This is a genomic window from Streptococcus urinalis 2285-97 (genome assembly GCF_000188055.2).
Lineage (GTDB): Bacteria > Bacillota > Bacilli > Lactobacillales > Streptococcaceae > Streptococcus > Streptococcus urinalis.
On sequence record NZ_AEUZ02000001.1, the window covers coordinates 774862 to 794529 of the forward strand.

Consider the following 19668-nt stretch of genomic DNA (forward strand, 5'->3'; position numbering starts at 1 on the left):
GTGTGCCAGTTTTTAGTTTTATAAATCAAATAACTGAAGATCCACCAAAATTAGATGGAGAATTCTTTAATATAGATGACTATAACTTTCTAAAGCCTAATCTTAGTGGGAATGAGTGGGTGTCTGCTAGTGCAGCTTTAAAAAACTCTGATTTATTTTCGATTATTAATCAGTTATCAAATGATTTAGCAACAGTTAAGTTAACTGCATCGAAAAAGCAATTTCAAGGAATTATTGATAATCCTACTAATACGGCAAATCAATTTGGTTTCTATCAGTCAATATTTGCACAGCTATTATTAGGTGGAGAAGCCTTTGCCTATCGATGGAGAAATAACAATGGTCGAGACATTAAATGGGAATATTTACGACCATCACAAATATCATTTAATCCACTAGATTATGAAAATGGGCTTTATTACAATATTTCGTTTGATAATCCAAAAACAAAGCCAAAGATTCATGTCCCACAAAATGATGTATTACATTTCCGATTACTTTCTGTTGATGGTGGTAAATCTAGCGTTAGTCCGCTGATGTCACTAAGTCGTGAGCTTAATATTCAAAAGGCAAGTGATCACCTAACACTAAATTCACTAAAAAATGCATTAAATGCAAATGGTATCTTGAAAATAAAGGGTGGAGGACTATTAGATTTTAGAACTAAACAATCACGTGCTAGACAAGCCATGAAGCAAATGAATGGTGGCCCTCTAGTTTTAGATGATTTAGAGGACTTTAAACCTTTAGAAATTAAATCTAACGTGGCACAGCTACTTAATCAAGCAGATTGGACCACAGGACAATTTGCAAAAGTCTATGGTATTCCAGAGAATGTAGTAGGAGGACAAGGAGATCAACAATCATCACTTGAAATGAGTTCTAATATTTATGCTAAGGCTGTCGCAAGGTACTTACGGCCAGTTATCAGCGAATTGTTACATAAATTAAATTGTGATATTGATACTGATTTATTTCCAGCTGTAGATCCTACAGGTTCAAATTACATAAAGCGAGTTAATGAACTTGTTAAGAATGGTGTTGTTGCGCAAAATCAAGGTCTATACATGCTACAACAAGCAGAAATTGTTCCAAAAGAATTACCACAAGGCAGAAATGATAATAATCATAATAAGTTTATGAAAGGAGGTGATGATAATGGGAAAGATTGATGTGAAAGGTGATATTGTCTCAAATGATGTTGGTGAATTTTATGATTGGTTTGGGATGTCTAGTACTTATCCTAAAAAGATTCAGCAAGCAATTGAAAATGATGAAGATGATGAAATCATATTAGATGTAGCGTCAAATGGCGGAGATGTGTTTGCTGCTAGTGAAATCTATACAATGCTGAAAAGCTCTAAGAAAAATATTGTTGTTAATATTCAAGGTTTAGCAGCTTCAGCAGCTAGTGTTATTTCTATGGCTGGTAATACGGTTAGAATGAGTCCTACTGCCCATATCATGATTCATAAAGCTTCAACTATTTCCGCTGGGAATAGTGATAATTTTGAACATGAATCAATGATTTTAAATAGTATTGATGAATCAATTGCTAGTGCATATGAAATGAAAACTGGAATGGCACAAACAGATCTATTACATTTAATGTCTCAAGAAACATGGTTAAATGCTAAGAATGCATTAGATAAAGGCTTTATAGATGAAATTATGTTTCTAGATGAGAAAGATAGTACTCATACTTTTGAGAATACTACGCATGTTTTACCAACTAAAGCAGCACTTAATAAATTTAAAAATATAATCGCAAAAGATAAATTAAATAAACATTCAAGCCAGCCTACTAACTCATTAAGAGATCGTAAACTGGCTATTTTACTTGAAAAATAAGAGAGGATTAATATGAAAACATCAAATGAACTACATGACCTTTGGATTGCTGAAGGAGATAAAGTAGAAAATATGAATGAAAAGTTGAATGCAGCTCTTCTAGACGATTCTGTATCTGCTGAAGAATTGCAAGAAATTAAAAATGCGCGTGATACAGCAAAAACTCGTCGTGATATGTTTAAGGAGCAATATGTAGAGGCTCGAGCTTCAGAAGTTGTAGAAATGAAAGAAAAACCAACTCTAACAGAAGAAGAAACAACTTTAAAAAATACCTTTATTTCTAATTTTAAAAATATGATTAAAGGGAAACCTTTTTCAAATGCTTCAAGTCCAGCAACACCACATCTTGTATCATCAGGTGAAGCAGATGATACAGAAGGAAATGGAGGACTTACAATTCCTAAAGATATCCGTACTGCTATTATGGAATTGACACGTCAGTTTGAAAATCTTCAAAGCTTAGTAACTGTTGAAAATACATCAGTCAAAGAAGGTTCTCGTAATATTAATTCTATTACAACAATTACACCTCTTGTTAAACTAAATGATGAAGACACAGATATTACAGAATTAGAAGGTCCTAAACTTCATATTGTTAAATATCTTATTGCTGACTACGCGGGTATCTTAACAGTGACAAATAATCTATTGTCTGACTCTGCTGAAAACATTTTAGCCTGGTTAACTAATGAAATTGCTAAAAAGGTAGTTGTCACTCGTAATACAGCTATTTTAGCATCTTTTGGAAAAACTCCAAGAAAGCCAAATGTGACAAAATTTGATGATATTAAAGATGTTTTTTATAGTCTTGATCCAGCGCTTCGACCAAATGGAATGTGGATTACAAATACTTCAGGAATTAGAATTCTTGCAAAAGTAAAAAATGCTAATGGTGATTATTTACTTCAAAAAGATGTTACACGTCCAGATACATACTTAATGGAAGGTAAAATTATTAAAGAAATTAATGATGTACAATTACCAGATACAGCAACTAGCACTCATCCATTATACTTTGGTGATACAAAAGCTTATGCAACTTTATTCGATCGTCAAAATATGTCACTTGCAACTTCTACTGAAGCTGGTAATGCTTTCTATCGTAATCAAACAAAACTTCGTGTTATTGATCGCTTTGATGTTCAAGTAGTAGATAAAGATGCTTTAGTTGCTGCATCATTTAAAGCTGTAGCAGATCAAGAAGGTAACGTAAAAGCAACTACAGCTGGATAAAAAAAGGGGGGTAAATAATGACCGTTGAAAAGGATGATGTCATATTGACTTTAAATTTGGATGAAAGTGATGATATTGAGCTAATCCCAAACTATATTAAATCTGCAGAAATTTTTATAAAAAATGCTGTTGGAGGGGATGATAAGTTTTATAGTAAAGAAAATGTGACTTACCTTTATGATACGGCTGTACTATCCTTAGCAAGCACATACTATACCTATAGGATTGCTTTGTCAGATACAACTACTTATCCTATTGATCTGACTGTAAACAGTATTATTGGTCAATTACGAGGATTGTATTCTATATATAGTGAAGGGGAGATTAATTAATGACAAAGAGATATTCTCCAACAGATTTCAGACTAAAGGCAGACTTTGGTTCTTATGAATCATCAACTAATCCTTACACAGGAATTAGCATGCCAAGTTTCTTAAAGCAGTTTACTCTACACTATAAACCACATACACGAACTTTAAATCAGGAATATCTAGCCATTTCAGCTGGTGAGATTGAAACAAGAGTAATTGTAATTAGACATAATGTAAAAGTCATAGAAGGGCAAGTTGTTGATTTAAACGGGACATTATACGATATTATTAAGATTAGTCCAAATGAGAATTTTGGTTTTAATAAATACGACTTTTTAACTTTGAAAAGATCGAAGAAAGTAGGCCATAGCTAATGGTTGGTTTAGATGAAGCCTTAAAAGAATGGCTTGAATCAGTATCAAATTTTAGTAGTTTATCTATTACTGAACAATCTAAAATCACAAAGGCTGGAGCTGAAGTTTTTAAAAATGAGCTTGCAAAAGTGACTAAAGAAAAGCACTATTCAAGTCATAAAGATCCGATTTACGGCCATATGGCTGATAGTCTGGCTATCCAGAAAACAAGTGTGGATGGTACTAAAAATGGGAAATCAACTGTTGGTTGGGAAAATAAATACCATGCTCAAAATGCAAGAAGATTAAACGATGGTACTAAAAAATATACAGCTGATCATTTTGTTACAAATGTTCAAAATGATAAATCGGTCCAAAAAAAGGTAGTTTTAGCTGAAAAAGAAGAATATGAAAAAATTTTGAGAAAGAAAGGTGCTGAATAATGTTAGCAACAATAGCATTGAAGAATTTACTTTTAGGTAAAGAATTTAGTGAAATAAGCGAAGTTTATGTAAACAACTTACCAAAAGAAATTCAAGAAAATACAGATAAGACAGTAATGTTGCTAAGAGAAGCGGACACCTCTATTGATTTATTTGGAAATGATACTTTTTTTGGAAAAAATTATCAAATTGAAGTTCAGATTTTTTATAAATTGAATATTAATTTTGATTTAGAAGACTTTGAGACAAAACTGATGAAATTTCTTGTTTCGGAACACTATAACATCACAGATATAAGAGAACACTCAATAGACCCCGATACATTACAGATGACGGCGGTCTTTTATGTTGCATATAAAAAAATAATTTAAAGGAGAAAAATATGGCAATTGTTGGTCTAAAAATGGTTACACTAGCATTAGTTGACCCTAAAACACAGAAATTACTTAAAGGAGAAGAAGGTTTATCCACTGGTGGAATTATTGAAGTTGATAGTACAATGTTAGGTACTAAAACAGCAAATATTTCAAATTTGGAAGGAACAGCTACAAAAATATCAGGAAATAATGTTGTTCAAGATGTTATAGTTGCACCAGGTTCTCCTGCTGTAGCTCTTGATTTTAATAACCTTGATTTTGAAATCAAGCAAAAATTATTAGGCTTTAGTTCTGATAAAAAAGGCGGATACGTATTGACTAAAGACAAGCCACATGTTGCAATGCTTGTAGAGTCAGAGACATTAGATCGTAAGAATTCTGTTTATTTTGGTTTTGCGAATGGTATTATGCAAGAGTCAACACAAAATGTAGGTACTGATACAGATACTGCTCAAACTCGTCAAGATGATAATATTACCTACAATGCATTATCATCAATTTCCTTTGGTGGAGAACCTATTAAGAAATACTTTTCAGGGGCTAATTCTTTTGATAAATCAAGTATGCTTAAAGAAGTATTTGGTGGTTATGCAGCAACTGCAAATCAAGCTCAATAACTTTTTGGTCGCATTTAATGTGGCCTTTTTATTTTTATATTTAGTATAAGGAGAATGAATAGTGGAAATCAAAACAATTAAAATTCCTGAAATAGATAAGAAACCCTTTCAAGTATTGACAAGTAATCGTAATGTCATGAGAATGCATAAATATCAATTAGCTGTTTTAAAAGCAAGTGATGGTATTGATGAAGAAGATACTATTGCACAAGCTGATGCTAGTTATCATGTTTTAAATGAAATGCTTAGTTTTATCAGATCAATTTTAAATTTAGATGATAAAGCATATGAAAAGTTACTTGATATTGATTATTCAAGAACACAAGAAATTTCAGAAAAACTTGTTGGTTATATGTATGGTTTAACAGATAAGCAATTAGAAGAGGCATCAGGTATTGATGACCCAAAAAAAGAAGTAAAAGAAGCATAGGCGAGCAAATTTTTGATATTGAAAATAGAATTGAGGATCTAAAAATTATTGCTAAGCAATCTTTGATTAATTTTGGTTGGACATTAGATGAATATAATAATACAGATTATTATGAACTGTTGACAATATTAAAAGCTAAGGAAGTGGACGAAAGAGAAAGCGATCCAATGTCTCTTCTGTAATTTCAAGGAAAGGAGGAAATTATTATGGTGAAAGTAAATGCTACGATGTCAACTGAAATAGCTCTTAATACGATACAGGCATCTGATTCCCTTAAACGGATTACTCAATTAGTTAATAGTGCAACAAGTGCCTGGAAAGCTCAGGAAAGTCAGTTACGTACTACTGGTGACTATCTAGGTGCTGCCCAAGCTAAATATGATGGTTTAGGAAACGCTATTCAACATCAACAGGAAAAAATTGAAAAACTTAGAAAAGAGCAATCTGAACTAAAAGGAAATACAGTTGAAACAGCTGAACAATATTTAAAATATCAGCAACAAATCGACCAAGCTACAACTAAACTATCTTCTTTGGAAGTACAGCAACAAAAAGCTAAGTCAAGCATGGATTATTATAAATCTGGTCTTGGTGACTTGCAAAAAGAATATAAGCAACAGGTAGATTTATCTGAAACTTATATAAATCGTTTAAAAGCTGAAGGAAAGCAATCGGAAGCTAAGCAAGAAAAACTGAAACTTTTAAAAAGTTCTATTAATAACTTGAATAAGCAATATGAAGTTCAAGAAAATATGCTTAAAAAGGTTGCTAAAAATTCAGGTAATACTAGCAATGAGTATAAGCTACAAAAGAAACGGTTAGATGAAACAGCAACAAGTATTGCAAAAGCTAAGTCAAGCATGGACAAGCTAAATGCTGAAATTAAAGAGAGTCATAAGTCTTCAAGTTTAGTGGGACAACTTAAAAACAGTTTTACAAAGCTTAATAATAAAGTCGATGAAACTGAACATAAGACCTCACGTTTAAAAGGCATTTTCAGTGCTACTTTTGCAGCAAATATTATTAGTAATGGTTTTCAAAACATTTTAGGTAGTATAAGAGGAAAAATTGATGACTTGATAAGCTCAAGTAGTGAATATGTTAAATATCAACAAACAATGAACGCTACATGGCTTACCTTAACTGGGAATGTTAAAGAAGGCCAAAAGATGGTTGATATTACAAACCAAATGGCACAAGCAGCAGCTAATTCTACTGAAATGGTTGATGGCATGAATCAAAAATTTTATGCTGTTACTCATAATGTTGAACTTACAAAGCAACAAACACAAGCCATTTTGACACTCCAAGATGCGTTTGGGCAAACAGATGCTGCAGTTGAAAATTTTAGTACTCAGTGGGCTCAAATGATTGCTAATGGTAAAGTTCAAGGACAAGATATGATGTCCATTATCAACGTCTTCCCTGAAATGAAGAATCAGTTGAAAGAAGTTGCTGGGCAAGAGTTGGGCATTGCTAACATAACCCAAGAGCAATATGCCAAATTGCAAAGCGATGGTAAGATTACCGCTGAAATGGCACAGAAAGCCTTGTTTGAGTTGCAAGACAAGTACAAGGATGCCACTGCTAACTTCTCAACTACCATTGGTGGCCTTGAAAGAACTATTCAGTCTCGTATGCCAGCGGTAGTTGCTGCTTTCCGTGGGCCAATCGATAAAATGAAGAATCCGTTCTTACAACAGATTGGGAACTGGGTTGCTGATCCTAACACTGAAGGCAAATTCAAAGAGCTTGGAGAGCACGTTTCCAAGGGTCTGGGTACTATCATGGATGCCTTTTCTAAGGTGTTTAACCTCGGAAATGGTACAGATAAGCTTAACGGCTTCATGGACAGTCTTAATAAACTTGTCGATAAACTAAGCAAGAGCATTGCTAAAAACGCACCTAAAATTGTAGCTTTTTTCAAGGAAGCAAAAGATAGTCTAATTGCACTTTTCAGCATTGGCAAAGACTTTGCTGGAGGTGTTTGGGAAACAGCAGTAGCCATGATTAAAGGTGTTGCTGGTGCGTTAGGAACGATGGCCGGGAACGGGAAAAAAGCTAAAGTCCCAGTCACATCACTATCCAAGGCATTGGGTAGCATTGCTCAACATAAAACAGCTATTAAAACAGTTGGTTCTTTGTTTGCGATGTACTTCGTTGGTTCTAAAGTGGCTTCAGGGGTAATGAAAGTTGCTCAAGCCATCAACTTTATGAAAAAATCTACGTTGGCTATGACTGTTGCACAAAAAGCAGCTGCAGCAGCTCAAAAAGTTGCAATGGGAGTACAATGGGCATTGAATGCAGCAATGTCTGCTAACCCAATCGGAGCTACTGTAGTAGCAATTGCAGCGCTTATCGCAGGTTTCGTGATGCTTTATAAGCATAATAAGAAATTCAAGAAGTTTGTAGATGGGATCGCAAAATCTGTCAAAAATGGTATCGGCGTTGCTATTAAATGGCTTAAAAATAAGTTTAGTGGCTTATCTAAAGGCTGGAAGAACTTCATTAAAGCTATCAAAAATGGGGCTAAGAAAGTCGTCGGGTTCTTCGTGAATGTTGGAAAAATCATTAAAAAAGTCATGACAACTATCGGTAAAATTCTAATCTTTACTAATCCAGTTGTTTTAGGATTTGCATTAATGTATAAACAAAGTCCTAAATTCCGTAAGTTTATTAAAAATATTGTTGGTTTCGTTGGAGATATGAAAAATGGTATTTCCAAGAAAACAAAACAAATAGGTAAAGATTGGAGTAAGCATTGGACTGATGTGAAAAAATCTGCCTCAAAAACTTGGAATAAGATCAATAATAATACTAAGAAAAGTACTGATAAACTTGCTAAAGAAATTAGAAAGAAGCAAGAGGATATTCATAACAAATGGAATAAGTCATGGAAAAGCTTAAGAGATTATTTATCTGATAGATGGGATGATATGAATGAGCTTACTAAAAAGAAATTTGGTAAGGACATTAAAGGATTACTATTTGAAAATCTTGACAAAATAGGTAATAAATTTCAGGATACTTGGAATAAAATTAAAAAAGGTTTCTCTGAACTTTGGTCTGGATTGAAGAGACTAGCTGGAGATGGTATTAATGCTGTGATTAAAATTCCTAATGCTGGAATTGATGGTATTAATAGTTTGATTTCTGATTTTGGCGGGTCTAATAATGCAATTAAGCATATCCCAAAAGTTAAGTTTGCTAGTGGTACTGGATTTACAGATTCCATTAGACGCCCTATTACTAGGCCTACTTTGGCATTATTAAATGATGGTAATGATAGTCCTGAAACGGACAATAGAGAAGCCTTAATACATCCTAACGGACAGTTAGAAGTATTAAATGGTCGTAATATCAATCGAATATTGATGCCAGGTACTGAAGTGTTAAATGCTACTGAATTGAAAATGTTGGCTTCCATGCAATCTATCCCATTTGCAAAAGGGACAGGATTTTGGTCTAGATTATGGGATAGCACGACATCAGTAGCTGGAAATGTTTGGGATGGTATTAAAGATACAGCTGAAAAATTTACTAAAATGCTGTCATTTATTGGCGATGCAGTTAAGGACCCTGTAGGAACATTATCTAAAAAGTTTAATCCAAATGCTAATAAATTAGCAGCGGTATTTAATCCACTTGGAAATGCACTCTTTAAAACTCCAATTAAAGAATCTAAAAATTGGTGGAAAGAACTTTGGTCTATGGCACAATCTGCCACTGATGAAGGAACAGTTGCGATGGGAGCAGTTGGAGATGATTACAGATTTAAAAATATGGCAAAGGATGCTGGTGCTGATCCGTGGGGCTATTATTTCAGAGAATGTGTTTCGTTTGTAGCCAGTCGCTTAGCAAATTTAGGCGTTAATCCTGCCTTATTTAGCCATCTTGGTAATGGTAACCAGTGGGTAAATGCTAGAGTTCCACATTTAAGTACTCCTAAGCCAGGAACAGTAGCAGTATATACTGGTAGTCCGACATCTAGTAATCACGTTGACTTTGTTACAGCTGTACATGGTAATACATACGATGGAGAAGAATATAACTTTAATAATAATGGGTTATATCATCAATATAGTAGAAGACCAGTTTCTCATGCCGCGACATTCCTTGATTTTGGCGTTAGAGCTGGGAATAGTGAAGATAGTAAGCCATTAAAGGATAAAAATTCACCACTTCAAAAATTAATTAAAGGTCAAGTTGGTGGTATGTTCGATTGGATTAAGAAAAATTTAGGACCATTATTAAATCCAGCTGGCGGTGAAGAAAGTAATATTCAGGGTACAGGTGCGGCAAGATGGCGAAATACGGTTATTAAAGCTTTAAAAGCTAATGGAATAGAGCCAACTGATTTTAGAATTTCTAAAATTTTAGCTACTATTCAACGGGAGTCAAATGGAGATCCAAATGCTCAAAACAATTGGGATAGTAATGCCATGGCAGGACATCCATCAATAGGTTTAATGCAGACCATAGGGCCAACTTTTGAAGCTTACAAATTATCAGGACATAATAACATTCGAAACGGCTATGACAACCTTTTAGCGGCGATTAACTATATCAAACATCGTTATGGAACTTCAGATGCTGCTTTTAATAGAGTGGCTTCATATGGTTATGCAAATGGCGGACTAGTATCTAAACATGGTGTCTATGAATTAGCCGAAGGTAACATGCCTGAATATGTTATTCCTACTGATACTGCAAAACGTGGCAGAGCTTGGACCTTACTTGCTGAAGTAGTCGGTCAATTTGTTGGTGAAGAAAAATCAAAAATAAAAGGAACATCAAGCTCAGAAAGTGAGTCTGTGTTAGCTAAAAAATTAGATACAGTCATTTCTATTTTAGGACAATTACTAGTGGGCCAAGACAAACAAGAAGTTATTCAAAATATCATAGATGGGAAATCATTTGCGACTGGTTTAGCACCGTATCAAACAGTAGCTAATGAATTTCATACAAAACGGCAAGCACTATTAGAAGGGAGAATTCGTTAATGGGAATTGAATTAACATATGATGGGATAAACATCAATGATGAAATCGATAAAATTCCAGGAGGAAGATTCTACATTAACGATGTTCCTCCAGTTAATAATTCAACTATTTCCAATACTTATTTAGATCAAGGTATAAATAGATATGGGCAACAGTTACTTTATAGCAATTATAATATTGCTACATTGTCAGTTTCTTTTAAAATGACTGGAACGATAGATTACTTCTATCAAGTTTCAAATACAATAAACAGTTTATTATCTACTAGAAATGCTAAGAAATTAACTTTTAGCCATTTTTCTAATATCAGTTGGGAAGCTATTCAAAATAGTAAAGTATCTCCGATTATTGATTATTCAACTTCGCCATTTACAGCCTCTGGTACTATTTCATTCGAAATTCCAAAGATATACGGAGAGAGGGATGATTATTCAGAAGTCACTACGGAACAAAATGGTAAATTTGGAGAAATTGTTCAGATTTCTCCAAATCATTTTAAAGCTACTCTAAATAATTATGGTTCAGCAGAAACTAATCCAATAGTGACAATTACGCATCATTCAGAGAATGGTTATATTGGATTAGTAGGAGCTGATAGCATTGTTGAAATTGGTAATAAAGGGGAACAGGATGTGACACCCGATCAAAAATCAGAACGACTTTTAGATTTTAGAGGAAACGATGGATTTAAAGCTGGGTTTGAGAAAGCTACTTTTAATCAAGGTACTAATGTATCAATGAATGAAAGTAATTTCAATGGTAATATAGGAATCCAAAATTGGAATGGTAGACAAAGTATTACTATTGACAGGTCGACAACCGCGTTTGGTGGTTCAGATTTAAGAGGTTCTTTAACTTGGGATATTCCTGCAGATACAGAAGGGAACAAAGGATCACTACATGATTATATATGGTGGCGTCAGATATATGTCCTTGGCTTAATGAGTCAAGCAGGCGGTCTGAAAGTAGTGGTTACTGATGAAAATGATAAATTTTTATATGGTGTTGAGACATTGAAACTAGGTGATGGGATGTCTGTTAATTACAATTGCTTTGGTTCATATGCTGATGGTAGTTATAAATTATTAAAATCATTTAAATTTGAAGCTAATGAAAGTGATTATCATAATCCTTTTAACTCATCAAGAGGTTGGTCAGATATCGTTAGAGAGGATGAAAATCTAAGCTTTTATTGGTTTGGTTCACGTTATGAGAGAGTATGTCCTGAGATAAAAGGAAGAAAGTCGGCTAAGGTTCATCTTATTATTGAGGCAAGAGGAAATAGGCCACGAGCAACTTTGATGTTTTTCCAAGAATTTTTATATCAAAAGAATAAAGTTGAATTCATGAGAGATATTCCAAATAGATTTGGAACTGGAAGTCAAGTAATTATTGATAATGAAAAAGGAAAAATAGTTATTAGCAATATAGAAGATTTTTCTCCCCTTGTTCCAGGTTCGGAATTCTTTTCAATACCAACGGGAACGAGTGAAATACATTTCTTTACCTCAGATTGGGTAACATCTCCTCCAACCATATCTTTTAAGTGGAAGGAGAGGATAATATAGTGCAAATTGCTATACATAATTCTAACGGAGTTAAAGTAGCATCTATGAATAATGATATTTATGATATGCTACACTATTCAAATGATATTTGGCATAGATATTTAAGTTCTGGTGGTTCTACATTTGATTTTACCGTATCAAAAGTAACTAATGGGATGTTACATCCAGATGTAAAGTATCTTAATGATTCTTGTTACTTTAGCTTTGTCTACCAGGGAAAAACATTTAAATTCTATGTTATGACTATGACAGAAGACAGCCTTACAATGACCTTTAATTGTAACAGTTTAAATTTAGAATTAAATAATGAATTCGCTCAACCCTATACAGCTACCGAAGCTATGACTATTGAAGAATACTGTCAAAAAATGGATCTTTTATCTTTTGCTAATGCATACATTGGATTGAATGAGATTTCTGATAGGAAACGAACTCTAACTTTTGATAGCACAGAAGAAACAAAACTTGCTAGATTACTTTCTCTAGTTAGTCAATTTGATGCTGAAATTGAATTTGACCTTAAAACCTTTTCAGATGGTAGAACTGAAAAACATATTTACAATTTTTATCATGCCCATGATGATAGTCATAACGGAGTAGGAAGAACAAGAAATGATATTTTATTAAGGTTTCCTGAAAACTTAAATAGTATTCAAGTTGTTTCTGATAGGACTCAGCAATATACAATGGGAGTTTTCAAAGGGACCAGAACGGTAAAAAAGGGTGATGGAGATTCTGCAACTGAAGAAAGTGAAAATTTTGATTTAACTAATTTAGAGCGAAGTGATAAAAATAATGACGGTATAGAAGAATTTTACACACGTAAGGGAAATCCAGCTATTTATGCTCCACTTGCTGCGAAACGATATCCAACTGCTGAAGGTAGTTCTGATTTATGGACTAAACGTGAATTTGTTACGGAATACTCAACCGAAGAAGATTTAGCTAGCTATGGCTTTAGACAAATGAAACAATTCTCATATCCTCAATATACGTATACAGCAATTGTAAATGCCTTAGCTATAAATTCTTATAGTGACTTATCGTTAGGGGATGTTATTAGATTACAAGATATTAGATATTTTACAGATGGTTTGGTCTTAAATGCTCGTATTTTAGAACAAATTAAATCATTTTCTAATCCACAATCAGATAGTATTATTTTCAGTAACTATCTAAGATTATCAAATGGCATTGATTCAACTCTAGCTGAAGAAATACAAAAGCTGATTGATAATAGATTGCCATATACTATTGATTTATCCACAAATAATGGAACTACTTTTAAAAATGGTAATGGATTATCTCGTATCACACCAACCCTAAAAAGAGGAAATAAAGTAATAAGCTGTGATTGGAGATGGATTGTTGGCAATGAAATTAAATCAGTAAGTCCATCATATGTAGTTGATGGCTCAACAATTACTGCTGAGACACCTCTAACTGTTACAGTTGATGCTTATATCGATAATAAACTAGTCGCAACCCGTGAAATAACGTTTACCAATATGACTGATGGTTCTGACGGTAAATCATCTTACTTACATGTCGCTTATGCTAATAGTTTAGATGGAAAGCAAGACTTTAGTTTGACTGAAAGTAATGGCCGTTCTTATCGTGGTGAATACTCCGATTTTTTACCGATTTCATCTGATGACCCAACTAAATACACTTGGGCTAGATTTAAAGGCGAAAAAGGTGATACAGGGCTATTAGATGATGCAAAACTTAAAAAATTAACAGATACAATTAACACTAAGGCAGATAACCAATTAACACAGGCACAACTTGACGCCTTATCAGAACAAGCAGAACTTGCAAAAGCTGAATTGAATGCAAAAGTTAGTGCTGACACGCTTAATCAAATTGTCCTCGCTTATAATGAATATGTTAGAGCAAACGAAAATGACAAGCAAGAGGCTGAACAAAGTCTTATTGAATGGTCTCAACGTGTTGAGGTATTAGGTACACAATTAGGCGATGTTAAATCAACTGTCAACTATCTCGATACCTATATCAGTCAATCAGCTAAAGGTATTAGTATTGGTAAAAGTGGCAGTAACTCATCAATGTTAATTAGTAATGATAGAATCTCAATGTTTTCTGCTGGTAATGAAGTAATGTATATTTCACAAGGGATTATTCATATCGAAAATGGTATCTTCTCAAAAACTATCCAGATTGGGCGTTATCGTGAAGAACAATACGTGATTAATCCAGACATGAATGTCATGAGATATGTAGGAGGAAGTTAATGGCAACGAGTAATTTTAACGGCACTTATGGTAAACTTTTAAAACTCGAAGGTCTCTACGGGGTTGTCTCGCAGGATAAAGTTAAAAACCAGTCAAAAATTCGTGTTTGGACCAATCTAATCATGGGTAATGGAGGTAATATTTCAGGAGGATCAGGAAACGTTACTATTCATCTTAATGGTGGTGGGGCTATCAATAATGTAACTGTTAACATAGGCAGTAATTCAAAAATTTTACTTTGGTATCAAGAATATACGATTAATCACGATTCACAAGGAAATGCGAAAGTTGATATTTCTTTAACTGTTTATAGTGGTTTCTCAAACTATGGAAGTGCGACTGTTAAATTAAGTGGGGACTTACCTCAAATAAAAAGAGCTTCAACAGTTTCAGCACCGACCACCGATTTAGGAAGCAATGCTACGATTACGATTACCCCGTCAGACAGCTCTTATACTCATACGGTGAGATACGAGTTTAATGGCAAAACAGGAGTAATTGCTCAAAATGTTACGACATCTACAAATTGGCAAGTGCCTCTAAGCTTTGCGAATGACTTGCCTAATTCGATAAGTGGTATTGTTACGATATATGTTGATACATATGCAGGAAATACACCGCTTGGGACTAATTCTACATCTATGAATGTTAATGTCCCGAGTACGTTAATTCCGACCATTAGTAGTTTTACACTTACTGAAACTAATGCAACAGTTTCTAAGTTAATAACAGATTCAAATTATTTTGTACAAATATACTCACAAATTAAAGCCAATCTTGGAAGTGCTAGCGGTGTCAATAAATCAACAATAAGTAGTTTTAAAGCTGAAATAGTTGGTAAGGACATGTCAGTCAGTTCAGACGGTGGCGTATTTGGATTAATTAATTTTTCCGGTACTTTTACAGTTAGGGCGACGGTAACAGATTCAAGAGGTCGTGAGAGTAAGCCACTTGATAAAACGATAACCATTCTTGAATATAAGCCACCTCAATTAAATTATTCGGTTTTAAGAACTGGAAGTACATCAAGCACATTAACTGTTACTAGAAATGCCCAAATATCGCCTTTAACAGTAAACGGCGCACAAAAAAACATAATGACACTTACTTTTAAGGTATCACCCTATAATAAGGAAGCATACACAACAGATAACGGCCAAGCTTCTGGACAATGGTCGGCAATAAGTAGTTTAACCAACTCGCAAGCAAATCTTGCTGGAACTTATGTAGCGAATTCCTCATGGGATATTATAGGAGTGTTGACTGATAGTTTAGGTGGATTAGTAACCTTTAAAACAACAGTAACGTCTGAAAAGGTAGTATTTTCTTATGATAAAAATGGTATGGGAATAGGAAAGCCACGCGAATTTGGTGTCTTAGATGTTGCAAAAGGTGGTATCTATCATGATGGTAAGCTCATTCAGTTAAAACAATTGACAGATGATAAAGGGAAATGGTTGCCTGATATTAAAGTTGTCACTCCAGATTCAAGTCCTCGTTTCAAAGATGTATCTGTCACAAGTATAGATGCAACATCAGCAGTAACTGCATCTAAAATATTAATGACTGATACTAAACGGACCACTTTTGGTTTTCCTTTTGGCTTGTCAGCTCAAGCTTTGCGCAAGGGAAATATGGTTACACTTGTTATTAGTCGTTCAGGTGCAAATGTTGGATCATATGAATATAGTTTAATGAATGAAACCATTCCTTTAGGATATCGACCAGCTATTGAAACCCCTTTTCCTATAGTCGCAAATAGTGGGGCTAGTGTTCAAGGCACAGCAGTTTTACACTTGTTGAATAATGGACAAGTTAAATTAACAAATAACTTAACAAGTACAAAAATTTGGAATGGAACGATCACTTATATCACAAATGATACTTATCCATCTTAGAAAGGACAACTATGAAACTTACATTCATAAGGAAATTACAAGAATTTGATGAAACGGGACAACCTAGTTCCACTAAAGTTATTTTAGGAAACACAGACGGCGCATTGTTCCCCGTCTTTTTAAATGCCGAAAAAATCAATTTAAGTAACACTAAGCTACTAAATTTAGCACTTGAAAAAATTTATGAAGAGAATTTTCCACAACGTGCTGAAAATGAAAAATTTAATTTATTTGGTTCTAAGATCGCAGAAGTTGATGCAACTATTGAAAAAGCAAATAAAAAAATTGAAGAAATGACAACTCAAATGACAAGTCAAAGAACGCAATCTGCAGTTGCTCAAAAAACGATTTTGGATTTACTTACCTTACTCTATACGAAAGGTCTCATCAATGATGAAGATTTTACAAAACTTACACAATAAACTAGAAAGAGGAAAATTAATTATGATTATGTTATTTGCTTTAAATGTCGTTTATAATAACTACCCTTGGAAACCAATCCCAGCAATTCTAAAACCAAAAATTAAAGAACAAATTATTCTTATTGTTGGTGCTGATAATATGGAATTGGTTAATCAACTAACCAAAGAAGATTAGAAAGGCTTACTTATGAAGCAACATAAGAAAAGCAAAATAATGAATTATATTGTTAAAGACTGGTATGCTTTAACAATGATAATCATTTCTTATGCTTTTGCTATTATCATGTTATTGCAGCCGTTCATTTTTCACAAATTGTCATTAGAGCGTATACACAGTTTACCAAGTCAATTATTTGATCCAGTTATTACTGGTTTGTGTTTAATCATTTTTGCTTCTGTGAAATTATTAGGTCAAATCTTAAAAAATAAAAGTATTCGCTTACTAGGATTGATGGCTCTAAATATCGTTTGGGCAATAACAGCAGTATCTTTGTTTTATCGTTTTTTACATGGGTCACAATCAGCAACTTTTCTATTATCTTTTGCAATGGTTTTAATTGGCTTTGGACAAGCATTAAGGGGTGACTATGGACAAAGACTTCATTAGACAAGTAGTCACAGCTTTAATTACTGGAGTTGGCACAATCGCTGGTGCATTCTGGACATTTAGAGGAAAACACGAAGAAGTCCAAAGTGGAACTGAAAAGATTTATATTGACGGAAATCAATTGCTATTTGATAACATGCAAAAAGAAATAACGAGATTGACTCAAGATGTCGCTATTTTAAAAAACGATATGAAAGAAATGAAAGAAGACTACGAAGCAAAAATTGAGAGACTGGAAAAAGAAAATGACGACTTAAGAAATAAATTGAGAGATTCAATAGCAGAAGTGAAATACTTGAAGGAGAAATTAAAACAATGAATAGTATTATTGAGAACATTATTGACTTAGCTGTAATCGTAGGAATGCTTGCACCTATCATTATTCAAGGAATAAAATTATTACAAGCACATACGACAGATAAACGTATAAAAGTTTTAGAAAGTTACGCTTTACGTGTTGTACAAACACTTGAACAAAATGCAAATTTAGCTGGTGGAGATAAAAAGAAATTGGCTTTAGAAAAACTAGCTAGTTACATTAATAAAAGCCCGCTTAATTTAAAAGTAACTGATACACAATTAAGTGACTTGATTGAATCTGCAGTTAGCAAGTTAGATAAAACTTCAAAAGCAGAAAAAATTAAGTCAGTAGAAGTTGAAGAAGAAGTTAAAACAACAGAACTATCAGCAGAACAACAAGCAAAATTAGAAAGCATTTTAGCAACTGCACCATCTAATTAGTGGAGGTGAATTAATTGAAAGCTAATGAATATTTTATTGATGTGTCAGCTTATCAACCAGCTGATTTAGGCTATACAACACAAGCTTCGGGAACATCAAACACAATTATCAAAGTAACAGAGGGAACTGGCTGGGTATCACCATATAAAGATGCCCAAGCTAGCACTTCAAATCCTATTGGGTATTATCACTTCGCACGTTTTGGCGGTAATGTAAATCAAGCAATCGCAGAAGCTACACATTGCCTTAACAATGTTGGAAATAAAAAAGTTAACTACATTGTATGTGATTATGAAGATAGTGCCAGTGCTAACATGCAAGCTAATACAAATGCTATTATAGCTTTTATGGATACGTGTAAATCTTATGGCTATCAACCTATTTACTATTCTTATAAGCCTTACACACTAGCTAACGTAGCTTATCAACAAATACTAACTAAATATCCAGATAGTTTATGGATGGCTGCATATCCAAGCTATAATGTCACCCCAGATCCTGTTTGGTCAATTTTTCCAGCTCTTGACGGGATAAGATGGTGGCAATTCACATCAACTGGCATTAGTGGTGGACTTGATAAAAATGTAGTTTTAATTGATGATAATGTGCATACAGCACCAAAAACAACAGTAAAAATTGAAGATTATACGGAGGATGAAGATATGTTTGTATTTACAGCAAATAGTGATTTAGGTTCAGTCAATAACGACTTTAAAAAATTTGGAAAAGGAGCGACATTCCTAATCATTCCATCACGAGCAAAAATTCGTTATGTTGGTACATCAGATGAACGCAACTGGTTATTAAAAACTAAGAAAATAGAAGAATTTAAAGGTGGACCAGCGGATATGTTTAGATGCTTAACACTTTTTGATTTAAAATTTTAATTAATAAAACCCCGCTTAATTGTGGGGCTTTTTTTAGTATAGGAGGATAAAGAGTGGTTCAGTAAAATTATAAAAAAACAAAAAACTCTTGACAAAAAGTAAATAATAACATAAGATAAAGATACAAATAACGATAAAAAAACTGTTACTATTGTTTATTTCTCCGTTGTTTGTATGACTTCCGTCTGTCTTATTTAGACAGAAAAAACTAGATTATTTTATGAAGGATTCAGTATCCTACTTTTAAAAGCGTAATTTGCAGATTACGCTTTTTTTGTATATAAAAAAGGAGTTAGGCTTGCAGACCTAACTCAAACTAGATTATTTAGCGTTATTTCATTTTTTTAAATGAGATAGCACTACGCCTGCTAAAACAGCAACTATAAACTGTCCTAAAAGCGTAAGAAGGTATTCGACCATTCAGTACCCTCCTTTTTTATTTTTTTGCTATTTAACTAGTTAGCTCTAGAGCATGAAATCCATCGGACTTAATGTTAATGTATATTATATATGAATATTAGAAATAAATAAAGTTAATTTAAACTATTATAAAACCCCTCACTTAATTGTGGGGGTATTTTTTATTGTCCGTTAAAATAGACTTTTTCAATATTTTCCATTTAAACGGACTTTGAAAAAATAGCAAATCTATTGTATTATAAATAAAGTGAG

18 protein-coding genes and 1 pseudogene are annotated in these 19668 nt (G+C 33.5%); all 19 read left to right on the top strand.

The features are described from left to right. Positions 1-2 precede the first annotated feature (2 nt). A complete protein-coding gene (locus tag STRUR_RS03970; RefSeq protein ID WP_006739089.1) occupies positions 3-1172 on the top strand; it encodes a phage portal protein in 1170 nt (389 codons plus the stop codon). Further along, positions 1159-1851, top strand: coding sequence for a head maturation protease, ClpP-related (locus tag STRUR_RS03975; RefSeq protein WP_006739864.1), 693 nt, complete (start codon positions 1159-1161; stop codon positions 1849-1851). Before STRUR_RS03970 ends, STRUR_RS03975 begins: the two co-directional genes overlap by 14 nt. A 12-nt stretch (positions 1852-1863) precedes the next feature. Beyond that, positions 1864-3084: a phage major capsid protein gene (locus STRUR_RS03980; protein ID WP_006740305.1), complete on the top strand. Its 1221-nt coding sequence runs from the start codon at positions 1864-1866 to the stop codon at positions 3082-3084. Positions 3085-3101: 17 nt separating this feature from the next. Then, entirely contained in the window at positions 3102-3416 is a 315-nt protein-coding gene (locus tag STRUR_RS03985; protein WP_006739848.1) for a head-tail connector protein, read from the top strand. Further along, positions 3416-3769, top strand: a complete 354-nt coding sequence (locus STRUR_RS03990) for a phage head closure protein (RefSeq protein WP_006740318.1) — start codon at positions 3416-3418, stop codon at positions 3767-3769. Before STRUR_RS03985 ends, STRUR_RS03990 begins: the two co-directional genes overlap by 1 nt. Next, positions 3769-4191 carry an HK97-gp10 family putative phage morphogenesis protein gene (locus STRUR_RS03995; protein ID WP_006739581.1) on the top strand — a complete coding sequence of 141 codons (423 nt, stop codon included), beginning with the start codon at positions 3769-3771 and terminating at the stop codon, positions 4189-4191. Before STRUR_RS03990 ends, STRUR_RS03995 begins: the two co-directional genes overlap by 1 nt. Continuing rightward, positions 4191-4562: a DUF806 family protein gene (locus tag STRUR_RS04000; protein WP_006739905.1), complete on the top strand. Its 372-nt coding sequence runs from the start codon at positions 4191-4193 to the stop codon at positions 4560-4562. The genes STRUR_RS03995 and STRUR_RS04000 overlap by 1 nt, the downstream gene beginning before the upstream one ends. Before the next feature lie 11 nt (positions 4563-4573). Next, positions 4574-5185, top strand: a complete 612-nt coding sequence (locus tag STRUR_RS04005) for a phage tail protein (protein WP_006738595.1) — start codon at positions 4574-4576, stop codon at positions 5183-5185. Between the two features lie 61 nt (positions 5186-5246). Next, positions 5247-5615: a phage tail tube assembly chaperone gene (locus STRUR_RS04010; RefSeq protein ID WP_006738967.1), complete on the top strand. Its 369-nt coding sequence runs from the start codon at positions 5247-5249 to the stop codon at positions 5613-5615. A gap of 206 nt (positions 5616-5821) precedes the next feature. Next, positions 5822-10618, top strand: a complete 4797-nt coding sequence (locus STRUR_RS04015) for a tape measure protein (protein WP_006740474.1) — start codon at positions 5822-5824, stop codon at positions 10616-10618. Next, positions 10618-12186: a phage tail family protein gene (locus STRUR_RS04020; protein WP_006739190.1), complete on the top strand. Its 1569-nt coding sequence runs from the start codon at positions 10618-10620 to the stop codon at positions 12184-12186. The genes STRUR_RS04015 and STRUR_RS04020 overlap by 1 nt, the downstream gene beginning before the upstream one ends. Beyond that, the gene (locus tag STRUR_RS04025; RefSeq protein WP_006739235.1) at positions 12186-14441 is read left to right on the top strand and encodes a hypothetical protein; all 2256 of its coding nucleotides are present in this window, start codon (positions 12186-12188) and stop codon (positions 14439-14441) included. The genes STRUR_RS04020 and STRUR_RS04025 overlap by 1 nt, the downstream gene beginning before the upstream one ends. Continuing rightward, positions 14441-16339: a DUF859 family phage minor structural protein gene (locus STRUR_RS04030; RefSeq protein WP_006739570.1), complete on the top strand. Its 1899-nt coding sequence runs from the start codon at positions 14441-14443 to the stop codon at positions 16337-16339. The genes STRUR_RS04025 and STRUR_RS04030 overlap by 1 nt, the downstream gene beginning before the upstream one ends. Positions 16340-16350: 11 nt before the next feature. Further along, entirely contained in the window at positions 16351-16761 is a 411-nt protein-coding gene (locus tag STRUR_RS04035; protein ID WP_006740034.1) for a DUF1366 domain-containing protein, read from the top strand. Positions 16762-16783: 22 nt separating this feature from the next. Further along, positions 16784-16936, top strand: a complete 153-nt coding sequence (locus tag STRUR_RS11110; protein WP_006740476.1) for a CD1375 family protein — start codon at positions 16784-16786, stop codon at positions 16934-16936. 39 nt (positions 16937-16975) lie between these two features. After that, positions 16976-17368, top strand: coding sequence for a hypothetical protein (locus STRUR_RS04040; RefSeq protein WP_006738805.1), 393 nt, complete (start codon positions 16976-16978; stop codon positions 17366-17368). Beyond that, entirely contained in the window at positions 17349-17687 is a 339-nt protein-coding gene (locus tag STRUR_RS04045) for a hypothetical protein (protein WP_006739276.1), read from the top strand. The genes STRUR_RS04040 and STRUR_RS04045 overlap by 20 nt, the downstream gene beginning before the upstream one ends. Beyond that, entirely contained in the window at positions 17684-18109 is a 426-nt protein-coding gene (locus STRUR_RS04050; RefSeq protein ID WP_006739702.1) for a phage holin, LLH family, read from the top strand. Before STRUR_RS04045 ends, STRUR_RS04050 begins: the two co-directional genes overlap by 4 nt. Before the next feature lie 14 nt (positions 18110-18123). Then, a pseudogene (locus STRUR_RS04055) lies at positions 18124-18714 on the top strand (GH25 family lysozyme); the annotation flags it as partial. Positions 18715-19668: the final 954 nt, after the last annotated feature.